Origin of the sequence: Klebsiella sp. JN_Kp122, assembly GCF_040062085.1 — a bacterium.
In the GTDB taxonomy this organism is placed as follows: domain Bacteria; phylum Pseudomonadota; class Gammaproteobacteria; order Enterobacterales; family Enterobacteriaceae; genus Klebsiella; species Klebsiella aerogenes.
This window is the reverse complement of sequence record NZ_JBEAHW010000019.1, coordinates 42,685-66,100: the sequence shown is the minus strand read 5'-3', so window position 1 is coordinate 66,100 and position 23,416 is coordinate 42,685. Positions and strand designations below refer to the sequence as shown.

The 23,416-nt window shown below is 57.3% G+C and carries 19 protein-coding genes; 16 read left to right on the top strand and 3 right to left on the bottom strand.

The window, feature by feature from the left end; all coding sequences use genetic code 11:
- Positions 1-219 precede the first annotated feature (219 nt).
- From ugpB to ugpQ, 5 genes are all read left to right on the top strand, one after another.
- A complete protein-coding gene (gene ugpB, locus ABLU78_RS07665; protein ID WP_015703703.1) occupies positions 220-1,536 on the top strand; it encodes a sn-glycerol-3-phosphate ABC transporter substrate-binding protein UgpB in 1,317 nt (438 codons plus the stop codon).
- Positions 1,537-1,642: 106 nt separating this feature from the next.
- On the top strand, positions 1,643-2,530 hold the full coding sequence (gene ugpA, locus ABLU78_RS07660) for a sn-glycerol-3-phosphate ABC transporter permease UgpA (protein ID WP_015369328.1): 888 nt from the start codon (positions 1,643-1,645) through the stop codon (positions 2,528-2,530).
- Positions 2,527-3,372 (top strand): sn-glycerol-3-phosphate ABC transporter permease UgpE, encoded by an 846-nt coding sequence (gene ugpE / locus ABLU78_RS07655; RefSeq protein ID WP_015369329.1) that lies wholly within the window; start codon positions 2,527-2,529, stop codon positions 3,370-3,372. The genes ugpA and ugpE overlap by 4 nt, the downstream gene beginning before the upstream one ends.
- Position 3,373: 1 nt before the next feature.
- Entirely contained in the window at positions 3,374-4,444 is a 1,071-nt protein-coding gene (locus ABLU78_RS07650; RefSeq protein WP_015369330.1) for a sn-glycerol-3-phosphate import ATP-binding protein UgpC, read from the top strand.
- On the top strand, positions 4,441-5,181 hold the full coding sequence (ugpQ, locus tag ABLU78_RS07645; RefSeq protein ID WP_015703700.1) for a glycerophosphodiester phosphodiesterase: 741 nt from the start codon (positions 4,441-4,443) through the stop codon (positions 5,179-5,181). Before ABLU78_RS07650 ends, ugpQ begins: the two co-directional genes overlap by 4 nt.
- Positions 5,182-5,204: 23 nt before the next feature.
- Here ugpQ and ABLU78_RS07640 read toward each other — a convergent pair whose 3' ends face one another.
- On the bottom strand, positions 5,205-5,525 hold the full coding sequence (locus ABLU78_RS07640) for a DUF2756 family protein (RefSeq protein ID WP_015703699.1): 321 nt from the start codon (positions 5,523-5,525) through the stop codon (positions 5,205-5,207).
- A gap of 124 nt (positions 5,526-5,649) precedes the next feature.
- Between ABLU78_RS07640 and ggt the strand changes: the two genes are divergently transcribed.
- Positions 5,650-7,395 (top strand): gamma-glutamyltransferase, encoded by a 1,746-nt coding sequence (ggt, locus tag ABLU78_RS07635; RefSeq protein WP_048229964.1) that lies wholly within the window; start codon positions 5,650-5,652, stop codon positions 7,393-7,395.
- Between the two features lie 466 nt (positions 7,396-7,861).
- Here ggt and yhhY read toward each other — a convergent pair whose 3' ends face one another.
- Both yhhY and ABLU78_RS07625 read right to left on the bottom strand, forming a co-directional pair.
- On the bottom strand, positions 7,862-8,350 hold the full coding sequence (yhhY, locus tag ABLU78_RS07630; protein ID WP_048229966.1) for an N-acetyltransferase: 489 nt from the start codon (positions 8,348-8,350) through the stop codon (positions 7,862-7,864).
- 226 nt (positions 8,351-8,576) lie between these two features.
- Positions 8,577-9,224 carry a polymer-forming cytoskeletal protein gene (locus ABLU78_RS07625; protein WP_032715216.1) on the bottom strand — a complete coding sequence of 216 codons (648 nt, stop codon included), beginning with the start codon at positions 9,222-9,224 and terminating at the stop codon, positions 8,577-8,579.
- A gap of 265 nt (positions 9,225-9,489) precedes the next feature.
- Between ABLU78_RS07625 and ABLU78_RS07620 the strand changes: the two genes are divergently transcribed.
- The 10 genes from ABLU78_RS07620 to glgA all read left to right on the top strand — a co-directional run bounded on the left by ABLU78_RS07620 (position 9,490) and on the right by glgA (position 23,403).
- Positions 9,490-10,527, top strand: a complete 1,038-nt coding sequence (locus tag ABLU78_RS07620) for an oxidoreductase (protein WP_042893928.1) — start codon at positions 9,490-9,492, stop codon at positions 10,525-10,527.
- A gap of 121 nt (positions 10,528-10,648) precedes the next feature.
- Positions 10,649-11,344: a pirin family protein gene (locus ABLU78_RS07615; protein ID WP_015369337.1), complete on the top strand. Its 696-nt coding sequence runs from the start codon at positions 10,649-10,651 to the stop codon at positions 11,342-11,344.
- Between the two features lie 225 nt (positions 11,345-11,569).
- Positions 11,570-12,565 (top strand): gluconate operon transcriptional repressor GntR, encoded by a 996-nt coding sequence (gntR, locus tag ABLU78_RS07610; protein WP_015369338.1) that lies wholly within the window; start codon positions 11,570-11,572, stop codon positions 12,563-12,565.
- Positions 12,566-12,758: 193 nt separating this feature from the next.
- Complete coding sequence (gntK, locus tag ABLU78_RS07605) at positions 12,759-13,289, top strand: gluconokinase (RefSeq protein ID WP_015369339.1); 531 nt, start codon at positions 12,759-12,761, stop codon at positions 13,287-13,289.
- On the top strand, positions 13,289-14,629 hold the full coding sequence (gntU, locus tag ABLU78_RS07600) for a gluconate transporter (RefSeq protein WP_048229970.1): 1,341 nt from the start codon (positions 13,289-13,291) through the stop codon (positions 14,627-14,629). The genes gntK and gntU overlap by 1 nt, the downstream gene beginning before the upstream one ends.
- 473 nt (positions 14,630-15,102) lie before the next feature.
- Positions 15,103-16,209, top strand: a complete 1,107-nt coding sequence (gene asd, locus ABLU78_RS07595; protein ID WP_048229972.1) for an aspartate-semialdehyde dehydrogenase — start codon at positions 15,103-15,105, stop codon at positions 16,207-16,209.
- Between the two features lie 237 nt (positions 16,210-16,446).
- Positions 16,447-18,630, top strand: coding sequence for a 1,4-alpha-glucan branching enzyme (gene glgB / locus ABLU78_RS07590; RefSeq protein ID WP_015703690.1), 2,184 nt, complete (start codon positions 16,447-16,449; stop codon positions 18,628-18,630).
- Entirely contained in the window at positions 18,630-20,606 is a 1,977-nt protein-coding gene (gene glgX / locus ABLU78_RS07585) for a glycogen debranching protein GlgX (protein ID WP_048229974.1), read from the top strand. The genes glgB and glgX overlap by 1 nt, the downstream gene beginning before the upstream one ends.
- Before the next feature lie 68 nt (positions 20,607-20,674).
- On the top strand, positions 20,675-21,970 hold the full coding sequence (gene glgC / locus ABLU78_RS07580; RefSeq protein WP_015703688.1) for a glucose-1-phosphate adenylyltransferase: 1,296 nt from the start codon (positions 20,675-20,677) through the stop codon (positions 21,968-21,970).
- A complete protein-coding gene (gene glgA / locus ABLU78_RS07575; RefSeq protein WP_048229976.1) occupies positions 21,970-23,403 on the top strand; it encodes a glycogen synthase GlgA in 1,434 nt (477 codons plus the stop codon). Before glgC ends, glgA begins: the two co-directional genes overlap by 1 nt.
- The last annotated feature ends 13 nt before the right edge of the window (positions 23,404-23,416 follow it).

Sequence of the window (23,416 nt, the reverse complement as noted above, 5' to 3'; positions counted from 1 at the left end):
GCTTGCGCCGACCCCGGGAGCCGATCGCACGAATATTATCCGTGTCTCAGCTCCCACTTTACTTCCCCCGTCCTTTCATCGGCTTGTCATCTCTCTGACCCGTTACTATCTTTTTTTTGTAATAAAAAAGTTATTTTTCTGTAATTCGAACATGTCATGTTACCCCGCGAACATAAAACGCGTGAAATCGCGCATCCGGAACAACAAGAGAGATAACCGATGATATCGTTACGACATACAGCTTTAGGACTGGCGCTGAGCCTGGCATTTGCTGGCCAGGCACTGGCAGTAACCACCATCCCTTTCTGGCACTCGATGGAAGGGGAACTGGGTAAAGAAGTTGATTCTCTGGCGCAACGTTTCAACGCGGCCAATCCTGATTACAAAATTGTTCCGATGTACAAAGGCAACTACGAGCAGAGCCTGAGCGCCGGTATCGCCGCCTTCCGTACCGGCAACGCGCCGGCGATTCTGCAGGTGTATGAAGTCGGCACCGCCACTATGATGGCGTCAAAAGCTATTAAGCCGGTGTACCAGGTCTTTAGCGATGCGGGTATTAAGTTCGATGAATCGCAGTTCGTACCGACGGTGTCCGGTTATTACACCGATTCAAAAACCGGCCATCTGCTCTCCCAGCCGTTTAACAGCTCCACGCCGGTGCTGTACTACAACAAAGACGCCTTCAAGAAAGCGGGTCTGGACCCTGAGCAGCCGCCGAAAACCTGGCAGGATCTGGCGGCTTACACCGCCAAACTGAAAGCGGCCGGAATGAAGTGCGGCTACGCCAGCGGTTGGCAGGGCTGGATCCAGATTGAGAACTTCAGCGCCTGGAACGGCCTGCCGGTCGCCACGAAAAATAACGGCTTTGACGGTACCGACGCGGTTCTTGAGTTCAACAAGCCGGAGCAGGTGAAGCATATCGCGCTGCTCGAAGAGATGAACAAGAAAGGCGATTTCAGCTATTTCGGGCGTAAGGATGAATCTACCGAGAAGTTCTATAACGGCGACTGCGCGATGACTACCGCCTCATCCGGTTCGCTGGCGGATATTCGTCAGTACGCGAAATTCAACTACGGCGTCGGCATGATGCCTTACGACGCTGATGTGAAAGGCGCGCCGCAGAACGCCATCATCGGCGGGGCCAGCCTGTGGGTGATGCAGGGCAAGGACAAAGAGACCTACACCGGCGTGGCGAAGTTCCTCGACTTCCTGACCAAACCGGAAAACGCCGCCGAGTGGCACCAGAAAACCGGTTACCTGCCGATTACCACCGCGGCCTACGATCTGACGCGCCAGCAGGGTTTCTATGATAAGAACCCAGGCGCTGATATCGCCACTCGCCAGATGCTGAACAAGCCGCCGTTGCCGTTCACCAAAGGCCTGCGCCTGGGCAACATGCCGCAAATTCGCACCATCGTTGATGAAGAGCTGGAGAGCGTGTGGACCGGCAAGAAAACCCCGCAACAGGCGCTGGATTCCGCCGTTCAGCGCGGGAATCAACTGCTGCGCCGTTTCGAGCAAGCAACCAAATCGTAATCTGTAACTTGCCCGGTGACGCTGTGCTTACCGGGCCTACGATGTGCCCTATGTAGGCCGGGTAAGGCGTAGCCGCCACCCGGCATTGTTCAGGAATAAAATCTTCATGTCATCATCCCGTCCGGTATTCCGCTCGCGCTGGCTGCCCTATGTGCTGGTCGCGCCGCAGCTGATTATCACACTGATTTTCTTTATCTGGCCCGCGGGCGAAGCGCTGTGGTACTCGCTGCAGAGCGTCGATCCGTTTGGCCTTTCCAGCCAGTTTGTCGGCCTGGATAACTTCGTCACGCTGTTCCACGACCCGTACTATCTGGACTCTTTCTGGACGACCATAAAATTCAGCACCCTGGTAACCGTCAGCGGCCTGCTTATTTCGCTGTTTTTTGCCGCGCTGGTCGACTATGTGGTGCGCGGCAGCCGCTTTTATCAAACGCTGATGCTGCTGCCGTATGCCGTGGCTCCCGCTGTCGCGGCGGTGCTATGGATCTTCCTCTTCAATCCCGGACGCGGGCTGATCACTCATTTCCTCGGCGAATTGGGTTACGACTGGAACCACGCGCAAAACAGCGGCCAGGCGATGTTCCTGGTGGTCTTCGCCTCGGTCTGGAAGCAGATAAGCTACAACTTCCTGTTCTTTTTCGCCGCGCTGCAGTCGATCCCGCGTTCGCTGGTTGAGGCCGCCGCCATCGACGGCGCCGGGCCGATTCGCCGCTTCTTCAAGCTGGCGCTGCCGCTGATTGCGCCGGTGAGTTTCTTCCTGCTGGTGGTCAACCTGGTTTACGCCTTCTTCGATACCTTCCCGGTGATCGATGCCGCCACCGCCGGCGGCCCGGTGCAGGCGACCACCACCCTAATCTACAAAATTTATCGCGAAGGTTTCGCCGGGCTCGATCTTTCCGCTTCCGCCGCGCAGTCGGTGGTGCTGATGTTCCTCGTCATTATCCTGACGGTGGTGCAGTTCCGTTACGTTGAAAGTAAGGTGCGTTACCAATGATTGAGAACCGTCGCGGGCTGACGATTTTCAGCCACACCATGCTCATTCTGGGTATTGCCGTCATTTTATTCCCGCTGTATGTCGCCTTCGTGGCGGCGACGCTGGATAACAAATCGGTGTTTGAAACGCCGATGACGCTGATCCCCGGCGGACATCTGCTGGAGAACATGAAGACCATCTGGGTGAACGGCGTCGGCGTCAACAGCGCGCCGTTCTGGCTGATGATGCTCAACAGCTTCATCATGGCGTTCGCCATTACGGTAGGCAAAATCGTGGTGTCGATGCTTTCGGCTTTCGCCATCGTCTGGTTCCGCTTTCCGCTGCGTAACCTGTTCTTCTGGATGATCTTCATCACTCTGATGCTGCCGGTCGAGGTGCGTATTTTCCCGACGGTGGAAGTGATCGCCAACCTCAAAATGCTCGACAGTTATGCCGGGTTAACGCTGCCGTTGATGGCTTCGGCTACCGCCACCTTCCTGTTCCGCCAGTTCTTTATGACTCTGCCGGACGAGCTGATTGAAGCGGCGCGTATCGATGGCGCTTCGCCGATGCGCTTCTTCCGCGACATCGTGTTGCCGCTGTCGAAAACCAACCTCGCCGCGCTGTTCGTCATCACCTTTATCTACGGCTGGAACCAGTATCTATGGCCGTTGCTGATTATTCAGGATGTGAATCTTGGCACCGCCGTCGCCGGTATTAAAGGCATGATCGCCACCGGTGAAGGTACTACCCAGTGGAATCAGGTGATGGCGGCGATGCTGTTGACCCTGATCCCGCCGGTCGTCATCGTTTTAGCCATGCAGCGCGCGTTTGTGCGCGGCCTGGTCGATAGTGAGAAATAAAATGGCTGGTTTAAAACTACAAGCAGTAAGCAAAAGCTGGGATGGCAAAACCCAGGTAATTCAACCGCTAACGCTGGACGTGGCGGACGGGGAGTTTATCGTCATGGTCGGCCCGTCGGGCTGCGGGAAATCAACGCTGCTGCGGATGGTTGCCGGACTTGAACGGGTGACCAGCGGCGATATCTGGATTGATCGTAAACGGGTGACCGAGATGGAGCCGAAGGATCGCGGTATCGCGATGGTGTTCCAGAACTATGCGCTTTATCCACATATGAGCGTGGAAGAGAACATGGCGTGGGGTCTGAAGATTCGCGGCATGGGTAAGGGATTGATCGCCGAGCGCGTACAGGAGGCGGCGCGTATTCTTGAGCTGGATGGCCTGCTCAAGCGCCGCCCGCGGGAACTGTCCGGCGGTCAGCGCCAGCGCGTGGCGATGGGCCGCGCTATCGTGCGTGACCCGGCGGTATTCCTGTTCGACGAACCGTTGTCAAACCTCGACGCCAAGCTGCGCGTGCAGATGCGTCTGGAACTGCAACAGCTGCATCGGCGCTTGAAAACGACTTCGCTGTATGTCACCCACGATCAGGTCGAAGCGATGACCCTTGCCCAGCGGGTGATGGTAATGAATAAGGGGATTGCCGAGCAGATCGGCACGCCGGTCGAAGTGTACGAAAAGCCCGCCAGCCGCTTTGTGGCGAGCTTTATCGGCAGCCCGGCCATGAACCTGCTGGAGGGGCGGGTGAGCGATGATGGCGGCCGCTTTGAGCTGGAAGGCGGCATACAGCTACCGATGAATCACGAGCATCGGCGTTACGCCGGGCGTAAAATGACTCTCGGTATCCGCCCGGAGCACTTTATTTTAAGCTCGCAGGCGCAAGGCGGCATTCCGCTGCTGATGGATACGCTGGAAATTTTAGGTGCCGATAACCTCGCCCACGGGCGCTGGGGCGAGCAGAAGCTGGTGGTCAGATTGCCGCATCAGCAGCGCCCGGCGGGCGGCAGCATGCTATGGCTGCATCTGCCTTTGGAACATCTGCACCTCTTTGATGGTGAAACAGGACAACGCGCATGAGTAACTGGCCTTATCCCCACATCGTCGCCCATCGCGGCGGCGGTAAACTGGCGCCGGAGAACACCCTGGCGGCTATCGACGTCGGCGCCCGCTACGGGCACACGATGATTGAATTTGACGCCAAGCTGTCGAAGGACGGGCAGATCTTTCTGCTGCACGACGATAATCTCGAACGCACCAGCAACGGCTGGGGCGTGGCGGGCGAGCTGTCGTGGGACGATCTGCTGAAGGTCGATGCCGGCAGCTGGTACAGCCGTGAATTTAAGGGCGAACCGCTGCCACTGCTCTCCCAGGTGGCGGAACGCTGCCGCCGTCACGGCATGATGGCCAATATCGAAATTAAGCCGACCACCGGGCAGGGGCCGCAGACCGGCAAAGTGGTGGCGCTGGCCGCGCGCGATCTGTGGGCCGATATGACCGCGCCGCTACTCTCATCCTTTGAAATCGACGCGCTGGAAGCGGCGCAGGAAGCCGCGCCCGAGCTGCCGCGCGGGCTGCTGCTGGATGAGTGGCGCGATGACTGGCGCGAATTGACCGCCCGGCTGGGCTGCGTATCCATTCATCTCAACCACAAGCTGCTGGATGCGGCTCGGGTAGCGAGCCTGAAACAGGCCGGCCTGCATATTCTGGTGTATACGGTCAATAAACCCCAGCGCGCCGCCGAACTGCTGCGCTGGGGCGTAGATTGCATCTGCACCGATGCTATTGACGTCATCGGGCCGAATTTCCAGCCTTAATACTGATTTGCGGCGGACGATCTTTACGGGTTAGTCTGCCGCAGCATCCCGCCGTTGTTGTTCGGCAGTACCTGCGGCTGCGAATTGAGATTGCCGCCCTGCGCCGCGCGCTGCTGATTGGTTTGCAACTGGCTCTGCAAATGCTGCTGCTGCGAACGGGTCTGATTATTCAGATTCTGCTTAAGCATGCTTTGCTGCTGCTGTTGCTGCACCTTCATCTCATTTTGCATTCGCTGCTGGCTGGGCACCACATAACCCGGCTGGTTAGGGTTGTTATCGATGTTAATCGGCTGTGCTAAAACGCCGAGCGGCATCAGCGCCGCCAGGAATAAAATCGCTTTCATTGTTTTCTCCTCCCGTGCGTGGGATCACTTAAGTGTACCTCGAATTCGCCATAACAATGATTTTTTAGGAGTTATCAACCAGGCTTAAGCCGGGATATAAAACCTACCTTTCAGGAGTAAGACAATGATAAAAACAACAATATGGCGTCAGGTGGTCATCGCAGCGTTACTGGCGGGGGGCAGCTTTACCGTCGCCGCCAATCCGCCGCCCCTGCCGCCGGTCTCGTATGGCGTTGAGGAAGATGTGTTTCACCCGGTGCGCGCCCAGCAGGGGATGGTGGCCTCGGTGGATGCGCTGGCGACCCGCGTCGGCGTAGATATTCTGCGTCAGGGCGGCAACGCCGTCGATGCAGCGGTGGCTGTCGGCTACGCGCTGGCGGTCACGCATCCGCAGGCCGGTAATATCGGCGGCGGCGGGTTTATGATGCTGCGTACTAAAGACGGTAAAACCACGGCGATCGATTTCCGCGAGATGGCCCCGGAACAGGCCACCCGCGATATGTTCCTCGATGAACATGGCAATCCGGACAGTAAAAAATCGCTGACTTCACATCTCGCTTCCGGTACGCCAGGCAGCGTCGCGGGCTTCTCTCTCGCGCTGGAAAAATACGGCACCATGCCGCTGAATAAGGTGATCCGCCCGGCGATTAAGCTGGCGGAAGAGGGCTTTATCGTTAACGATGCGCTGGCTGACGATTTAAAAACCTATGGCAGCGAAGTGATCCCGCAGCATGAAAACAGCAAAGCGATTTTCTGGAAGAACGGCGAGCCGCTGAAAAAAGGCGACCGGCTGGTGCAAAAGAATCTGGGGAAAAGCCTGGAACTGATTGCCGAGCACGGCCCGGATGCCTTCTATAAAGGGGCTATCGCCGACCAGATTGCCGGTGAGATGAAAAAACACGGCGGGCTTATCACCAAAGCCGACCTCGCCAACTACAAGGCCGTGGAGCGTACGCCGATTAGCGGTGAATATCGCGGCTATGAGGTTTACTCCATGCCGCCGCCGTCCTCTGGCGGGATCCACATCGTGCAGATCCTCAATATCCTCGAAAACTTCGATATGCAGAAATATGGCTTTGGCAGCGCCGACGCCATGCAGGTGATGGCGGAGGCGGAGAAACATGCCTATGCCGACCGTTCGGAATATCTCGGCGACCCTGACTTCGTCAAAGTGCCGTGGCAGGCGTTGACCAGCAAAGCTTACGCTAAAGCGATAGCCGCCGAGATTGATGTGAATAAGGCGAAGCCTTCCAGCCAGATCCGTCCGGGCAAGCTGGCGCCGTATGAAAGCAACCAAACCACCCACTTCTCGGTGGTCGATAAAGACGGCAATGCGGTGGCGGTCACCTATACGTTGAATACCACCTTTGGCACCGGCATCGTGGCCGGCGACTCCGGCATTATACTCAACAACCAGATGGATGATTTCTCGGCGAAACCCGGTGTGCCTAACGTTTATGGTTTAGTCGGCGGCGACGCCAACGCGGTAGGGCCGAAAAAGCGTCCGCTGTCGTCGATGTCGCCAACTATCGTGGTAAAAGACGGGAAGACCTGGCTGGTGACCGGTAGCCCGGGCGGTAGCCGAATTATCACCACCGTGCTGCAAATGGTGGTCAACACCATTGATTTTGGGATGAACGTCGCGGAAGCCACTAACGCGCCGCGCTTCCACCACCAGTGGCTGCCGGATGAACTGCGGGTGGAGAAAGGTTTTAGCCCGGATACCGTGAAATTGCTGGAAGCGAAAGGGCAGAAAGTCGCGCTGAAAGAGGCGATGGGCAGTACCCAGAGCATTATGGTGGGGCCGGACGGCACACTGTATGGCGCTTCCGATCCGCGTTCGCCCGGTGATTTGACCGCGGGGTATTGATGTGTTGCCCGGTGGCGCTGCGCTTACCGGGCCGACAACTGTATGAAAGTAGATACTGTTATCGGTTTACAACTGTTTTGGTCCGGGAAAAACATGTGCTTTGTGTTAATTCTGAACACATTGCGCTCCCGGTTAATTTTGCTGCAATATGTTTTCCGTGGCGCAGGGAGCGCACAGAGGGCGGCCAGTCGCCGCCGCCCTCTGTACTCCCGGGCTCTGGCCGCCAAAATCGCCACTTCGTGGTTCCTTCGACTTATCCCGGCAGGCTTCGGGTCGGGCCGAGGCAGCGTCCCTGCAAATCACGGCCCTCAGCCCGCATCCATGCGGGCTGCCCCGGCCTTCCGGGAACGTCTCAGCGATTTTGAGGCCCATCGACACCGGCAGTTTCACCAGCATGGTGAATAAATTAAAGGCAGGCCGCACGAACGGTAGGCCGGGTAAGGCGAAGCCGCCACCCGGCAACACGCTACTTTATTCTCGCCATATAATACGCATCCACATACTCGCCGTTGCGCAATGCGTAACCCTTGGCGGTGCCTTCGATCTCAAAGCCGTACTTCTTATACACCGCGACCGCCGGGGCGTTATCGGCGAACACCGTCAGCTCAATGCGCTCGACGCGCAGCCAGTTGTCGCACATATCAATCATGGTACGCATCAGGGCGCTGGCGACGCCGCGGTTATGCCAGCGCGAATTCACGCTGATACCAAAATCGGCGACGTGGCTACGGCGAGGACGTTGGGCGACAGCAATGCATAAATGCCCCACGACTTGCCCATCGATACAGGCCACCAGCTGCTTCACGCCGGGCGTATCGGTTAGCCGCTCCTGCCACATATGCTCGGATGGATGAGGGACCTGTAGCGTGTTGTGATACACCTCCGGCTGGGCGTGAATTTGACGAATCGCGTCAACATCTTTCGGTTCAGCATGGCGTATCACGATGTCACTCATTCCTTGTTCCTCATTTGGTTGAAAAGACCCTTTAAACATCACTGACTCCGGCGTTCGAGTCAACACGCATTAATTGCAAAAAAAAGTAGACAAGTGCGAATGAGAATGATTATTATTGTCCTGCATTCAGGGAGACCCTTGCGGAAAGCCTGAAAGCACGACATTGCTCACATTGCTTCCAGTATTACTTTAGCCAGCCGGGTGCTGGCTTTTTTTTGCGCTCATTTCAGGCATGTTGCGATTTGGCGGATTTCACCGCTTCTTCTGCGACCAGGCCGACGATATTACTTTTATTTTTGCTCTCCGCCGCGGCTAACACCTCCGCGCTGCCGGTAAACAGGCCGCCCTTTTTAATCGCCAGCGCGCGATAGGCGAGGGTGCCGTCGAGGTTGCCATGTTCCTCAATAGCAATGCTATCGCCACGGCACTGGCCATGAACCTTGCCGTCGACGATCAGCTCGCGGCAACTGATATTGCCCTCAACCTCACCTTCGCGCATCACCTTAATGAGATGTTCTTTGGCCTCAATGTTGCCGGTGACCTGGCCGTGGATATAGACATGGCCGCTGGCGACGATGTTGCCGACAAAATGCACGCCGCTGGCGATCACCGTGGTTTCCTGTTTTTTGACGCTTGCCGTTTCTGGCTCTGTTGCCGCCACGGCTGGCGCCGCGACTTCAGCAGCCTGCGCTTCGGTTTTATTTTTCTTCATAAACATAGCGTTAATTTTTTCCCGTTGGGTATGAGTAAGGAAAGCGAAAAGGGTACAGGCCGCCGCCAGGCGCGCCAGCGCGGCCTCATCGCTAAACCAGGCGATCAGTGCAAGAAGCCAGAAAAAAATGGCGCAGTTTATGGCGAGATACTTTTTTTCCATCAGCAGCGGCTGGCTACTCCGTTAGTCTTTAGCAACGTCCTGGTTTTGCCCTTCACTTATCCGCAGTTTCGTCATTGGGATCAAGACTTTCTGTTGAAAAACTGAAATTTAATGACTTATTAATCAATCACTTATTAATAATTGTGTATGAGTGATAACCGAAATATTTTGCCGGTGAATTTTCCAGCTCAGAGGAAAAGGAGGATGAAGTGAGCCCCTGGCTTGCGCTATGGTTAAAGGCAGCACATCAACTAAGGACAGCGTTATGATTCTGCACTGCGCATTTATTGGCTTTGGTAAAAGCACGACCCGCTACCACCTTCCTTACGTCCTGCATCGCAAAGACCGCTGGCACGTCGCGCATATTTATCGCCGCAGCGCCAGGCCGGAAGAACAGGCGCCGGCGTATTCCCATATCCACTTCACCAGCGACCTCGATGAAGTGCTGAACGACCCGCAGGTCAAACTAGTGGTGGTCTGCACCCATGCCGATAGCCACTTCGAATACGCGAAGCGGGCGCTGGAAGCGGGGAAAAACGTACTGGTCGAAAAACCCTTTACTCCGACGCTGGCAGAGGCGAAAGCCCTGTTTGCGCTGGCGAAAAGCAAAGGGTTGACGGTGACGCCTTATCAGAACCGCCGCTTCGACTCCTGTTTCCTGACCACCAAAAAGGTGATTGAAAGCGGGAAGCTCGGCGAACTGGTGGAAATTGAAAGTCATTTTGATAACTACCGACCGGTGGCGGAAACCATCCAGGGGGGACCGCAAAGCGGCGATTTCTATGGCCTCGGGGTGCATACCATGGACCAGATCATTTCGCTGTTTGGTCGCCCGGATCATGTTTCCTACGATCTGCGCTCACTACGTAATAAAGCCAATCCCGATGACACGTTTGAAGCTCAACTGTTTTATGGCGACCTGAAAGCGATCGTCAAAACCAGCCATCTGGTGCAGATTGACTACCCGAAATTTATCGTTCATGGCCATAAAGGCTCGTTTGTGAAATACGGCATTGACCAGCAGGAGACCAGCCTGAAGGCCAACATTATGCCGGGCGACGCGGGGTTCGGCGCTGATGACAGCGTAGGGCAACTGGTCTACATCAACGAGGCGGGCGTGGAGGTACGTGAAGAGGTGCCGCTGGAAACCGGCGACTACGGACGAGTGTATGACGCGCTGTATGACACCCTCGTTAACGGCCAGCCGAATTACGTCAAGGAATCTGAAGTTCTCACCAATATGGAGATTCTGCAGCGCGGTTTTGAACAACCTTCTCCGGCTACTATTACCCTCGCAAAATAAGAAAATCTGGCTCCTCGCCGCTTGTTCATATTTTTTGAACAGAGGAGTCAATTTTCACCCTCTATGATTGCCGGCGGAATGGGTCCACACTTACTCCATCGAAAACATACGGGGGTGCAACATGATCTACTTACGCAAAGCTAACGAACGTGGCCACGCTAACCATGGCTGGCTGGATTCCTGGCATACTTTCTCTTTCGCCAACTACTACGACCCGAACTTTATGGGTTTCTCCGCGCTGCGCGTGATTAACGATGACGTAATCGACGCCGGCCAGGGGTTTGGCACCCACCCGCACAAAGACATGGAAATCCTGACTTATGTGCTGGAAGGCGCGGTTGAGCACCAGGACAGCATGGGTAACAAAGAGCAGGTTCCGGCTGGCGAGTTCCAGATCATGAGCGCGGGTACCGGCGTGCGTCACTCTGAGTACAACCCGAGCAGCACCGACCGCCTGCGTTTGTATCAGATCTGGATTATTCCAGAAGAAACCGGCATTACGCCGCGCTACGAGCAGCGCCGCTTTGATGCCGCGCAGGGCAAACAGCTGGTGCTGTCGCCAGATGCGCGCGAAGGGTCGCTGAAAGTGCATCAGGATATGGAACTGTATCGCTGGGCGCTGCTGAAAGATGAGCAGTCGGTTCACCAGATTGCCGCGGAACGTCGCGTGTGGATCCAGGTAGTGAAAGGCGAAGTGACGATTAACGGCACCAAAGCCACCACCAGCGATGGTCTGGCGATTTGGGACGAGCAGGCGATTTCGGTTCACGCCGACAGCGATAGCGAAATATTGCTGTTCGATCTGCCGCCGGTTTGATACGCGTCATCCTTCAAGCCGCATTTTTGTTGGCTCTCCTCACTCACCCCGGTCGCGTACCCTTTGTACGCTTCCGGGGATTCGTTGCGTTGCCGCCTCAATGCAACTTGAATGATTTTGCGTATTAACTCTAAATAAATCTTTTGGCCCTTTTTTCTCCGGGAAGGTTGCGCTTTGTCCGTGATAAACTGAGAAAATGTTTCCCAGCCGATCACAGTCAGGACGATGAAAAAGAAAAGACCCGTACTTCAGGATGTAGCCGATCTTGTCGGCGTGACCAAAATGACGGTCAGTCGCTATTTACGTAACCCGGAACAGGTTTCTGAGGCCCTGCGTGGCAAGATTGCCGTTGCACTCGATGAGCTGGGTTATATTCCCAATCGTGCTCCTGATATTCTCTCCAACGCCACCAGCCGCGCCATCGGCGTGCTGCTGCCCTCGTTAACCAACCAGGTCTTCTCGGAAGTGCTACGCGGCATTGAAAGCGTCACCGACGCCTTCGGTTATCAAACCATGCTGGCGCACTACGGCTATAAGCCGGAGATGGAAGAGAAGCGTCTCGAATCGATGCTCTCCTGGAATATTGACGGCCTGATCCTCACTGAACGTACCCACACGCCGCGCACGTTGAAAATGATTGAAGTGGCCGGGATCCCTGTGGTTGAGCTGATGGACAGCCAGTCTCCGTGCCTCGACATTGCCGTCGGTTTCGATAACTTCGAAGCGGCGCGGCAGATGACGGCGGCGATTATCGCCCGCGGTCACCGCCACGTTGCTTATCTCGGCGCGCGTCTGGATGAACGTACTATCATCAAACAGAAGGGGTACGAGCAGGCGATGCTCGATGCCGGCATGACGCCCTACAGCGTGATGGTGGAGCAATCCTCTTCCTACTCGTCAGGGATTGAGCTGATGCGTCAAGCGCGTCGCGAATATCCGCAGCTCGACGGCATCTTCTGCACCAACGATGACCTCGCGGTCGGCGCGGCGTTCGAGTGTCAGCGTCTGGGGCTGAAAATCCCGGACGACATGGCGATAGCCGGTTTCCACGGTCACGATATCGGTCAGGTGATGGAGCCGCGTCTCGCCAGCGTACTGACCCCGCGTGAGCGCATGGGGCGCATCGGCGCCGAGCGTCTGCTGGCGCGCATCCGCGGTGAGACGATTACCCCTAAGATGTTAGATTTAGGTTTCACATTGTCACCGGGTGGATCTATTTAAACCGACAAGTTTGAAGTAGATCACACATATTCACATCTGGCACGAATGGTTATTGCTTCTCCCAGGGTCCGGCATGACAATGTTACCGATAACAGTTACCCGTAACACTTGCCCGTAATCATTAACCAGTACGCCGCTTTCGCGCTGTATCAGTCAGCCCCGGCGCGGCGTACCAGTCCAGTGGGAGGACGCTTTGAGCACGACTAACCATGATCACCACGTCTATGTCCTGATGGGCGTTTCCGGCAGTGGTAAATCCGCCGTCGCCAGCGAAGTGGCGCATCAACTGAAAGCCGCGTTTCTCGATGGCGATTTTCTGCATCCGCGCAGCAACATCACCAAGATGGCTTCCGGCGAGCCGCTGAACGACGATGATCGCACCCCGTGGCTGCAGGCGTTGAATGACGCGGCATTTGCCATGCAGCGCACCAACAAAGTTTCGTTGATCGTCTGCTCAGCGCTGAAAAAAAGCTACCGCGACATTCTGCGCAAGGGCAATCCGAACCTCTCCTTTATCTACCTGAAAGGCGACTTCGACGTGATTGAAAGCCGTCTGAAGGCGCGTAAAGGGCACTTCTTCAAAACCCAAATGTTGGTGACGCAGTTTGAAACACTGCAGGAACCAGGCGCTGACGAAAGCGATGTGCTTATCGTCGATATCGACCAGTCACTGGAAGGCGTGGTCGCCAGCACCATTGAGGTGATTAACAAAGGCAGTAACTAGTGAGTACTTTAACGCTTGTTTTAACAGCAGTCGGCTCGGTATTGCTGCTGCTGTTTTTAGTCATGAAGGCGCGTATGCACGCCTTCGTGGCTTTGATGGTGGTTTCTATTGGCGCAGGTCTCTTTTCCGGTATGCCGCTGGATAAAATCGCGGCGACGATGGAAAAAGGGATGGGCGGCACGCTGGGCTTCCTGGCGATAGTCGTCGCGCTGGGCGCGATGTTCGGTAAAATTTTGCATGAAACCGGCGCGGTCGACCAAATTGCGGTGAAAATGCTGAAGTCCTTCGGCCACAACCGCGCGCACTATGCTATTGGCCTGGCCGGCCTTATCTGCGCGCTGCCGCTGTTCTTCGAAGTGGCGATCGTGCTGCTGATTAGCGTCGCGTTCTCCATGGCGCGCCATACCGGCACTAACCTCGTGAAGCTGGTGATCCCGCTGTTCGCCGGCGTAGCCGCCGCCGCGGCATTCCTGCTGCCGGGGCCCGCGCCGATGCTGCTGGCTTCGCAGATGCACGCCGATTTCGGCTGGATGATCCTGATTGGTCTCTGCGCCGCTATTCCGGGGATGATTATCGCCGGCCCGCTGTGGGGTAACTTCATCAGCCGCTACGTTGAGCTGCACATTCCTGACGATATCAGCGAACCGCATCTCGGCGAAGGTAAAATGCCGTCCTTCGGCTTTAGCCTCTCGCTGATTCTGCTGCCGCTGGTGCTGGTCGGCCTGAAAACCATCGCCGCGCGCTTTGTGCCGGTGGGATCCACCGCCTATGAATGGTTCGAGTTTATCGGCCACCCATTCACCGCGATTCTGGTTGCCTGCCTGGTAGCGATTTACGGCCTGGCGGTACGTCAGGGGATGGAGAAAGATCGCGTGATGGAGATCTGCGGCGCGGCGCTGCAGCCGGCGGGTATTATTCTGCTGGTGATTGGCGCAGGCGGCGTCTTCAAGCAGGTGCTGGTGGACTCCGGCGTCGGCCCGGCGCTCGGCGAAGCGCTGACTGGTCTGGGTCTGCCGATTGCGATTACCTGCTTCGTGCTGGCGGCTGCCGTACGTATTATTCAGGGCTCCGCGACCGTGGCGTGTCTGACGGCGGTCGGCTTGGTGATGCCGGTCATTGAGCAACTGAACTACAGCGGCGCGCAAATGGCGGCTCTCTCCATCTGTATCGCAGGTGGTTCGATTGTAGTGAGCCACGTGAACGATGCCGGCTTCTGGCTGTTCGGTAAGTTTACCGGCGCCAGCGAAGCGCAGACGCTGAAAACCTGGACGATGATGGAAACCATCCTTGGCACCACCGGCGCCATCGTCGGGATGATTGCCTTCCAGCTGCTGAGCTAAGCAAAAATAATTTCCCCGGACACCACCACGGTATCCGGGGAAAAATCAGGGTAATGCCGCTTATCCTGAATTCTCTTCGTTAACACGCTTTTTTCCCCTCTTTTCCACTTCCTTCTGCCGTGAATATCAGCGCTACGACAATGATCGTATCGCTCGTCAGGCCTTGCGACACAAGGCTTTATCCGTTTTTTTTCGCAAGCGTGAAAGCGATATTTTTCGTGCTGAATCCATAATCAGGATCAATAAAATAGCGACGGAAAATATTCCATTACGCGGGTTATTTGCCCGATAATCTTTACGCTTTTTATGACTACCAGCGACGGTGGGCGGAGTGTGGGATAAGTTGCTTTTCTGATTGGCGCGCAATCATTGATTAATTTCACTTGCGACTTTAGCTGCATTTTGTAATGTGAAGGACATCCCAGTTGGAAACTGGCCTGGCACTAACAGCACACACCTCGCAGGAATACGTTATGAAAAATGTTGGTTTTATCGGTTGGCGTGGAATGGTCGGCTCTGTTCTCATGCAACGCATGGTGGAAGAGCGTGATTTCGACGCCATTCGCCCTGTTTTCTTCTCCACCTCTCAGCTGGGACAGACCGCGCCGTCATTCGGCGGCAGTACCGGTGGTACGCTTCAGGATGCATTCGATCTGGAAGCGCTGAAGGCGCTGGACATTATTGTTACCTGCCAGGGCGGCGATTACACCAACGAGATTTACCCGAAGCTGCGCGAAAGCGGTTGGCAGGGGTACTGGATTGACGCGGCGTCTTCGCTGCGCATGAAAGACGATGCGATCATTATTCTCGACCCGGTTAACCAGGATGTCATTACCGCTGGCCTGAATAACGGCATCAAAACCTTCGTCGGCGGCAACTGTACGGTGAGCCTGATGCTGATGTCCCTCGGCGGCCTGTTTGCCCATGACCTGGTAGAGTGGGTCAGCGTGGCGACTTACCAGGCGGCTTCCGGCGGCGGCGCGCGTCATATGCGCGAACTGCTGAGCCAGATGGGCCAACTGCATGGCCACGTGGCAAGCGAGCTGGCGAACCCGGCTTCCGCGATTCTCGATATCGAGCGCAAAGTGACGTCGCTGACCCGCAGCGGCGACCTGCCGGTCGATAACTTTGGCGTGCCGCTGGCGGGCAGCCTGATCCCATGGATCGACAAACAGCTTGATAACGGCCAGAGCCGCGAAGAGTGGAAGGGCCAGGCGGAGACGAACAAAATTCTCGCCACCGCGTCGCCGATCCCGGTCGATGGTCTGTGCGTGCGCGTCGGCGCGCTGCGCTGCCACAGCCAGGCGTTTACCATCAAGCTGAAGAAAGATGTTTCTATCCCGACCGTTGAGGAACTGCTGGCCGCGCATAACCCGTGGGCTAAAGTGGTGCCAAACGATCGCGACATCACCATGCGCGAGCTGACCCCAGCCGCGGTGACCGGCACCCTGACCACCCCGGTAGGGCGCCTGCGTAAACTGAACATGGGTCCTGAGTATCTGTCGGCCTTTACCGTCGGCGACCAGCTGCTGTGGGGCGCCGCCGAACCGTTGCGCCGCATGCTACAACAGCTGGCGTAAACGCAGGACAAACGATAAGGGGTGTGGATACACCCCTTTTTTTTGCGTAATACAAGGAGTAAACGCGGATGTTGGATTTTTCCCCACGGAGGTAACGCAGCCTTGGCTATGCTTTAAGTAAGGAGTTCCTTACCTGAAGGTGGGACGGAGCAGGAGGATGCACGTTGGTGCTGCGCCGTTCAGGTCAAAAAAGTCGCCGGTTACAGGAAAGGGCGACACTTACAACAGGATGAAAGCATGTCGAATCGAATCGATAGAGACGTGATTAATGCGCTTATTGCAGGTCATTTCGCGGATCCCTTTTCCGTGCTTGGCATGCACCGCACCGAGGCGGGGCTGGAAGTTCGCGCATTATTACCAGATGCCACCGAAGTGTGGGTTATTGAACCGAAAACCGGGCGTAAAGTCGGCAAACTCGAATGCCTCGACTCGCGCGGATTCTTTAGCGGCCTGCTGCCGCGGCGTAAAAACGCTTTTCGCTACCAGCTGGCCGTCACCTGGCACGGACAGCAAAACCTGATTGACGACCCTTACCGTTTCGGCCCGCTGCTGCAGGACGTTGATGCCTGGCTGTTGTCCGAGGGAACGCACCTGCGCCCTTACGAAACCCTGGGCGCGCACGCCGACACTATGGATGGCGTCACCGGTACGCGCTTTTCGGTCTGGGCGCCAAACGCCCGCCGGGTCTCGGTGGTGGGGCAATTTAACTACTGGGATGGCCGACGCCATCCCATGCGCCTGCGTAAAGAGTCCGGTATCTGGGAACTCTTCATTCCCGGCGCGCTTAATGGCCAGCTGTATAAATTCGAGCTGATCGACGCTCATGGCAATCTACGCGTCAAAGCTGATCCTTACGCCTTTGAGTCGCAGATGCGCCCGGAAAGCGCGTCGCTTATCTGCGATTTGCCGCCGAAAGTCGAACAGCCGGCGGCGCGCAAAGCCGCGAACCAGTTTGATGCGCCGATCTCTATTTATGAAGTGCACCTCGGTTCCTGGCGCCGCCATACCGACAATAACTTCTGGCTTAGCTACCGCGAACTGGCAGACCAACTGGTGCCATATGCAAAATGGATGGGTTTCACCCACCTCGAACTGCTGCCGGTGAACGAACACCCGTTCGACGGCAGCTGGGGCTACCAGCCGACCGGCCTCTACGCGCCGACCCGCCGCTTCGGCACCCGTGAAGATTTCCGCTATTTCATCGATGCCGCCCACGCCGCGGGCCTTAACGTAATACTCGATTGGGTTCCGGGTCATTTTCCGGCGGATGATTTTGCGCTGGCCTCATTTGACGGCACCTCGCTGTATGAACACAGCGATCCGCGCGAAGGTTATCACCAGGACTGGAATACCCTTATCTATAACTACGGCCGCCGCGAAGTCAGCAATTACCTGGTGGGTAACGCGCTGTACTGGATCGAGCGCTTCGGCATTGATGCGCTGCGCGTCGACGCGGTGGCGTCGATGATCTACCGCGACTATAGCCGTAAAGCGGGCGAGTGGATCCCCAACGAATACGGCGGGCGGGAAAATCTCGAAGCGATCGAGTTTCTGCGTAACACCAACCGTATTCTCGGCGAGCAGACGCCAGGGGCGGTAACGATGGCGGAAGAGTCCACCGATTTTGCCGGCGTGACGCGCCCGCCCGCCGACGGCGGCCTCGGCTTCTGGTTCAAATGGAATCTCGGCTGGATGCACGACACGCTGGACTATATGAAGCTCGATCCTGTCCATCGTCGCTACCATCACGACAAAATGACCTTCGGCATGCTCTACAACTACACCGAGAACTTCGTGCTGCCGCTCTCCCACGATGAAGTGGTGCACGGCAAAAAATCGATTCTCGACCGCATGCCGGGGGACGCATGGCAGCGCTTTGCCAACCTGCGCGCCTACTACGGCTGGCTGTTTGCCTTTCCGGGCAAAAAGCTGCTGTTTATGGGCAATGAATTCGCCCAGGGCCGCGAGTGGAACCACGACGCCAGTCTCGACTGGCATCTGCTGGAGGGCGGCGACAACTGGCACCACGGCGTCCAGCGACTGGTGCGCGACCTGAACCACACCTACCGTCACCATAAAGCGCTGCACGAGCTTGATTTCGATCCCTACGGCTTCGAATGGCTGGTGGTCGACGATCATGAGCGTTCGGTATTTATCTTTGTGCGCCGCGATAAAGCCGGCAATGAGATTATCGTCGCCAGCAACTTTACCCCGGTGCCGCGGCACAACTACCGTTTCGGCATCAACCAGCCGGGACGCTGGCGCGAAGAATTGAACACCGACTCGATGCATTATCACGGCAGTAACGCCGGAAATGGCGGAGTGGTTGAGAGCGAGCCCGTCGCCAGCCATGGCCGTCAGCATTCGTTGTCGATTACCCTGCCGCCGCTGGCGACCATCTGGCTGGTACGGGAGGCCTGATGACGACGCTTGCCGCAGGAAAACCGACGCCTTTGGGCGCCAGCTATGACGGCAAAGGGGTGAACTTCACCCTGTTTTCCGCCCACGCCGAGCGGGTGGAGCTCTGCGTGTTCGACCATCAGGGCAACGAGCGGCGCTACGACCTCCCGGCGCGCAGCGGCGATATCTGGCACGGCTGGCTGGCCGATGCGCGTCCGGGGCTACGCTACGGTTATCGGGTGCACGGGCCGTGGGATCCGGCGCAGGGGCATCGCTTCAATCCGGCCAAGCTGCTGCTCGACCCTTGCGCGCATCAGGTGGCGGGCGAACTGCTGGACGACGAGCGTCTGCATGGCGGTATGTATGAGCCGGATGCCCGCGATAGCGCAGCCATTGCGCCAAAATCCCAGGTGGTCGATCTGCATTACGACTGGCTCGGTGATAAACCGCCGCGCACGCCTTGGGGCGAAACGGTCATTTATGAAGCCCACGTCAAAGGGTTGACCTGGCTGCATCCGGAGCTGCCGGAGGCGATCCGCGGCACCTATCAGGCGCTGGGCCATCCGCTGATGATCGATTATTTTCGCCGTCTGGGTATTACCGCGCTGGAGCTGATGCCGGTGGCGCAGTTCGCCAGCGAACCTCGCCTGCAGCGGATGGGGCTGAGCAACTACTGGGGCTACAACCCGCTGGCGCTGTTTGCGCTGGAGCCGCGCTACGCCAGCCAGCCGCAGCGGGCGCTCGATGAGTTCCGCGATGCGGTGAAGGCGCTGCACGCGGCGGGCATCGAGGTGATCCTCGATATCGTGCTGAACCATAGTGCGGAAATCGATCTTGAAGGGCCGACAGTCTCCCTGCGCGGTATCGATAACCGCAGCTATTATTGGATCAGGGACGACGGCGATTATCACAACTGGACCGGCTGCGGTAACACGCTCAACCTCAGTCATCCCGGCGTGGTGGAGTATGCCCTGCAGTGCCTGCACTTTTGGGTTGATGAATGCCACGTCGACGGTTTTCGCTTCGACCTGGCGTCGGTGATGGGGCGCACACCGGAATTTCGTCAGGACGCGCCGCTGTTTGAGGCCATTCGCCGCGACCCGGTATTGTCGGTGCTCAAGCTGATTGCCGAACCCTGGGATATTGGCCAGGGCGGTTATCAGGTGGGGAACTTCCCGCCGCTGTTTGCCGAATGGAACGACCATTTTCGCGATACCGCGCGCCGTTTCTGGTTGCAACAAAACGTGTCGTTGGGTGACTTCGCCCAGCGCTTCGCCGCCTCCAGCGATCTCTTTGCTCGCGATGGCAAACGGCCTGGGGCGACGATCAATCTGATCACGGCGCATGATGGATTCACCCTACGTGATTGCGTCTGTTTCAATCAGAAACACAATCAGGCGAACGGCGAAGAGAATCGCGATGGGACTAACAATAACTACAGCAATAATCATGGTATAGAGGGATTAGAAGCCAATCTTGCCGTGATTGAGCGGCGGCGCGATAGCGTACATGCGCTCCTGACCACGCTGCTGCTGTCGCAAGGAACGCCGATGCTGCTGGCGGGCGATGAGCATGGCCATAGCCAGCACGGCAACAATAATGCGTACTGTCAGGACAATGCCTTGACCTGGCTGGACTGGCGGCGGGCAAATCACGGGTTAACCGCGTTTGTCGCCGCGCTTATCCACCTGCGTCGGCGCATTCCGGCATTAACCCGTAATCAGTGGTGGCAGGAGCATGACGGCAACGTGAGCTGGCTCAATCAGCGCGGAGAACCGTTAAACGCCGACGAGTGGCAACATGGCGCCGCGCGGCTGCAAATCCTGTTATCCGATCGCTGGCTGATCGCGCTGAATGCCACCGCGGAGGTGGCGGATATGGTTTTACCTGCGGGGGAGTGGCGCGCCGTTCCTCCATTCGCCGGAGAGGATAATCCGGTCATCATGGCTGTCTGGCATGGGCCCGCGCACGGAGTTTGCGTATTTCAAAGGTCGTAGTCCCTGGGGGTTTTCGGCGCGTTCATGATGAATGGGCCGTGAAGCAGGGGAATCAAAAGGAGTTAATCATGGTTGGGCTAGAAAAGAACGATCCGTTGATGCTGGCGCGTCAACTTCCTCTCAAATCGGTGGCGCTGATCCTTGCTGGCGGGCGTGGTACCCGGCTTAAGGATTTAACCATTAAGCGCGCGAAGCCTGCCGTCCACTTTGGCGGTAAGTTCCGTATTATCGACTTCGCGTTATCTAACTGTCTTAACTCAGGTATTCGCCGCATCGGCGTGATTACCCAGTATCAATCGCACACTCTGGTGCAGCATATCCAGCGCGGCTGGTCTTTCTTCAGCGAAGAGATGAATGAATTCGTCGATCTGCTGCCGGCGCAGCAGCGGGTACACGGTGAAAACTGGTATCGCGGTACGGCCGATGCGGTGACGCAGAACCTCGACATTATTCGTCGCTATAAAGCCGAATATGTGGTGATCCTCGCCGGCGACCACATCTACAAACAAGATTACTCGCGTATGCTGATCGACCATGTCGAAAAAGGCGCGCGCTGCACCGTCGCCTGTATGCCGGTGCCCATCGAAGAAGCATCCGCCTTTGGCGTGATGGCGGTCGACGAAAGCGAGAAGATCATCGAGTTCGTCGAGAAACCGGCCAACCCGCCGGCGATGCCGAACGACGCTACCCGCTCGCTTGCCAGTATGGGCATCTATGTCTTTGATGCGGATTACCTTTATGAACTGCTGGCCGCCGACGATCTCGACGAAAACTCCAGCCACGACTTCGGCAAAGATATCATCCCGAAAATTACCGAAGCTGGCATGGCTTATGCACATCCTTTCCCGCTCTCCTGCGTGCAATCCGACCCGCAAGCCGAGCCGTACTGGCGCGATGTCGGGACGCTGGAAGCCTACTGGAAGGCCAACCTCGATCTGGCCTCGGTGACGCCGGAGCTGGATATGTACGACCAGCACTGGCCTATCCGTACCCATATGGAATCGCTGCCGCCGGCGAAGTTCGTCCAGGACCGCTCCGGCAGCCACGGCATGACGCTGAACTCGCTGGTTTCCGGCGGTTGCATTATCTCGGGCTCGGTGGTGGTGCAGTCGGTGCTGTTCCCGCGAGTGCGGGTGAATTCGTTTTGTAACATTGATTCGGCAGTCTTATTGCCGGATGTCTGGGTCGGGCGCTCGTGCCGCCTGCGCCGCTGCGTGATAGATCGCGCCTGCGTCATCCCGGAAGGGATGGTCATTGGGGAGAATGCGGAAGAAGATGCCAGCCGCTTCTATCGTTCAGAAGAAGGGATCGTGCTGGTTACGCGCGACATGCTGCGAAAACTGGGGCACAAACAGGAGCGATAATGCAGGTTTTACACGTATGTTCAGAGATGTTCCCGTTGTTAAAAACCGGCGGTCTGGCTGACGTTATCGGCGCGCTGCCTGCGGCGCAGATCGCAGACGGCGTGGATACCCGCGTGCTGCTGCCGGGGTATCCGGATATCCGCCGCGGGATTACCGACGCGCAGGTCGTCACCCGCCGGGATACCTTTGCCGGGCGCATCACCCTGCTGTTCGGCCATTTTAACGGCGTCGGTATCTATCTGATCGACGCGCCGCATCTCTACGATCGTCCGGGGAGCCCGTATCACGACGCCAACATGAACGCCTATACCGACAACGTGCTGCGCTTTGCGCTGCTCGGCTGGGTGGGGAGCGAAATGGCCTGCGGGCTGGATCCATTCTGGCGCCCGGAGGTGGTGCACGCCCATGACTGGCACGCGGGCCTGACGCCGGCCTATCTGGCGGCGCGCGGCCGTCCGGCGAGATCGGTGTTTACGGTGCACAATCTCGCCTACCAGGGAATGTTTTACTCCTGGCATATGAATGAGATAGAACTGCCGTGGTCGTTCTATAACATGCACGGCCTCGAATTTAACGGTCAGATCTCGTTCCTCAAAGCCGGGCTGTACTATGCCGACCATATCACGGCGGTGAGTCCAACCTACGCGCGGGAAATCACCGAACCGCAATATGCCTACGGCATGGAAGGGTTGCTGCGCCAGCGCCAACACGAGGGCCGCTTGTCCGGCATCCTTAACGGTGTCGATGATGCTATCTGGAATCCGCAAAGCGATCTGCTGCTGGCGGCGCGCTATGACCGCGATAGCCTGGAAGAGAAAGCCGAGAATAAACGGCAGCTGCAAATCGCCATGGGGCTGAAGGTGGATGACAAAGCGCCGCTGTTCGCCGTGGTGAGCCGCCTGACCAGCCAAAAAGGGCTGGATCTGGTGCTGGAGGCGCTGCCGGGCCTGCTGGAGCAGGGCGGGCAACTGGCGCTGCTCGGCGCCGGGGATCCGGTCCTGCAGGAGGGCTTCCTCGCCGCCGCCGCCGAACATCCGGGCCAGGTCGGCGTGCAGATTGGCTATCACGAGGCGTTTTCGCACCGCATCATGGGCGGCGCCGATGTGATTCTGGTTCCCAGCCGCTTTGAACCGTGCGGCCTGACTCAGCTGTATGGCCTGAAATACGGCACCCTGCCGCTGGTGCGCCGCACCGGCGGTCTCGCCGATACCGTGGCCGACTGTTCGCTGGAAAACCTCGCCGACGGCGTCGCCAGCGGCTTTGTCTTTGAGGACAGTAACGCGGTGTCGTTGCTGCGGGCCATCCGGCGCACCTTTGTGTTGTGGTCGCGGCCATCGCTGTGGCGCTACGTTCAGCGTCAGGCGATGAATATGGACTTTAGCTGGCAGGTGGCGGCGAAATCCTATCGTGAACTCTATCAACGCTTGATGTAACCACAGGAGCTAT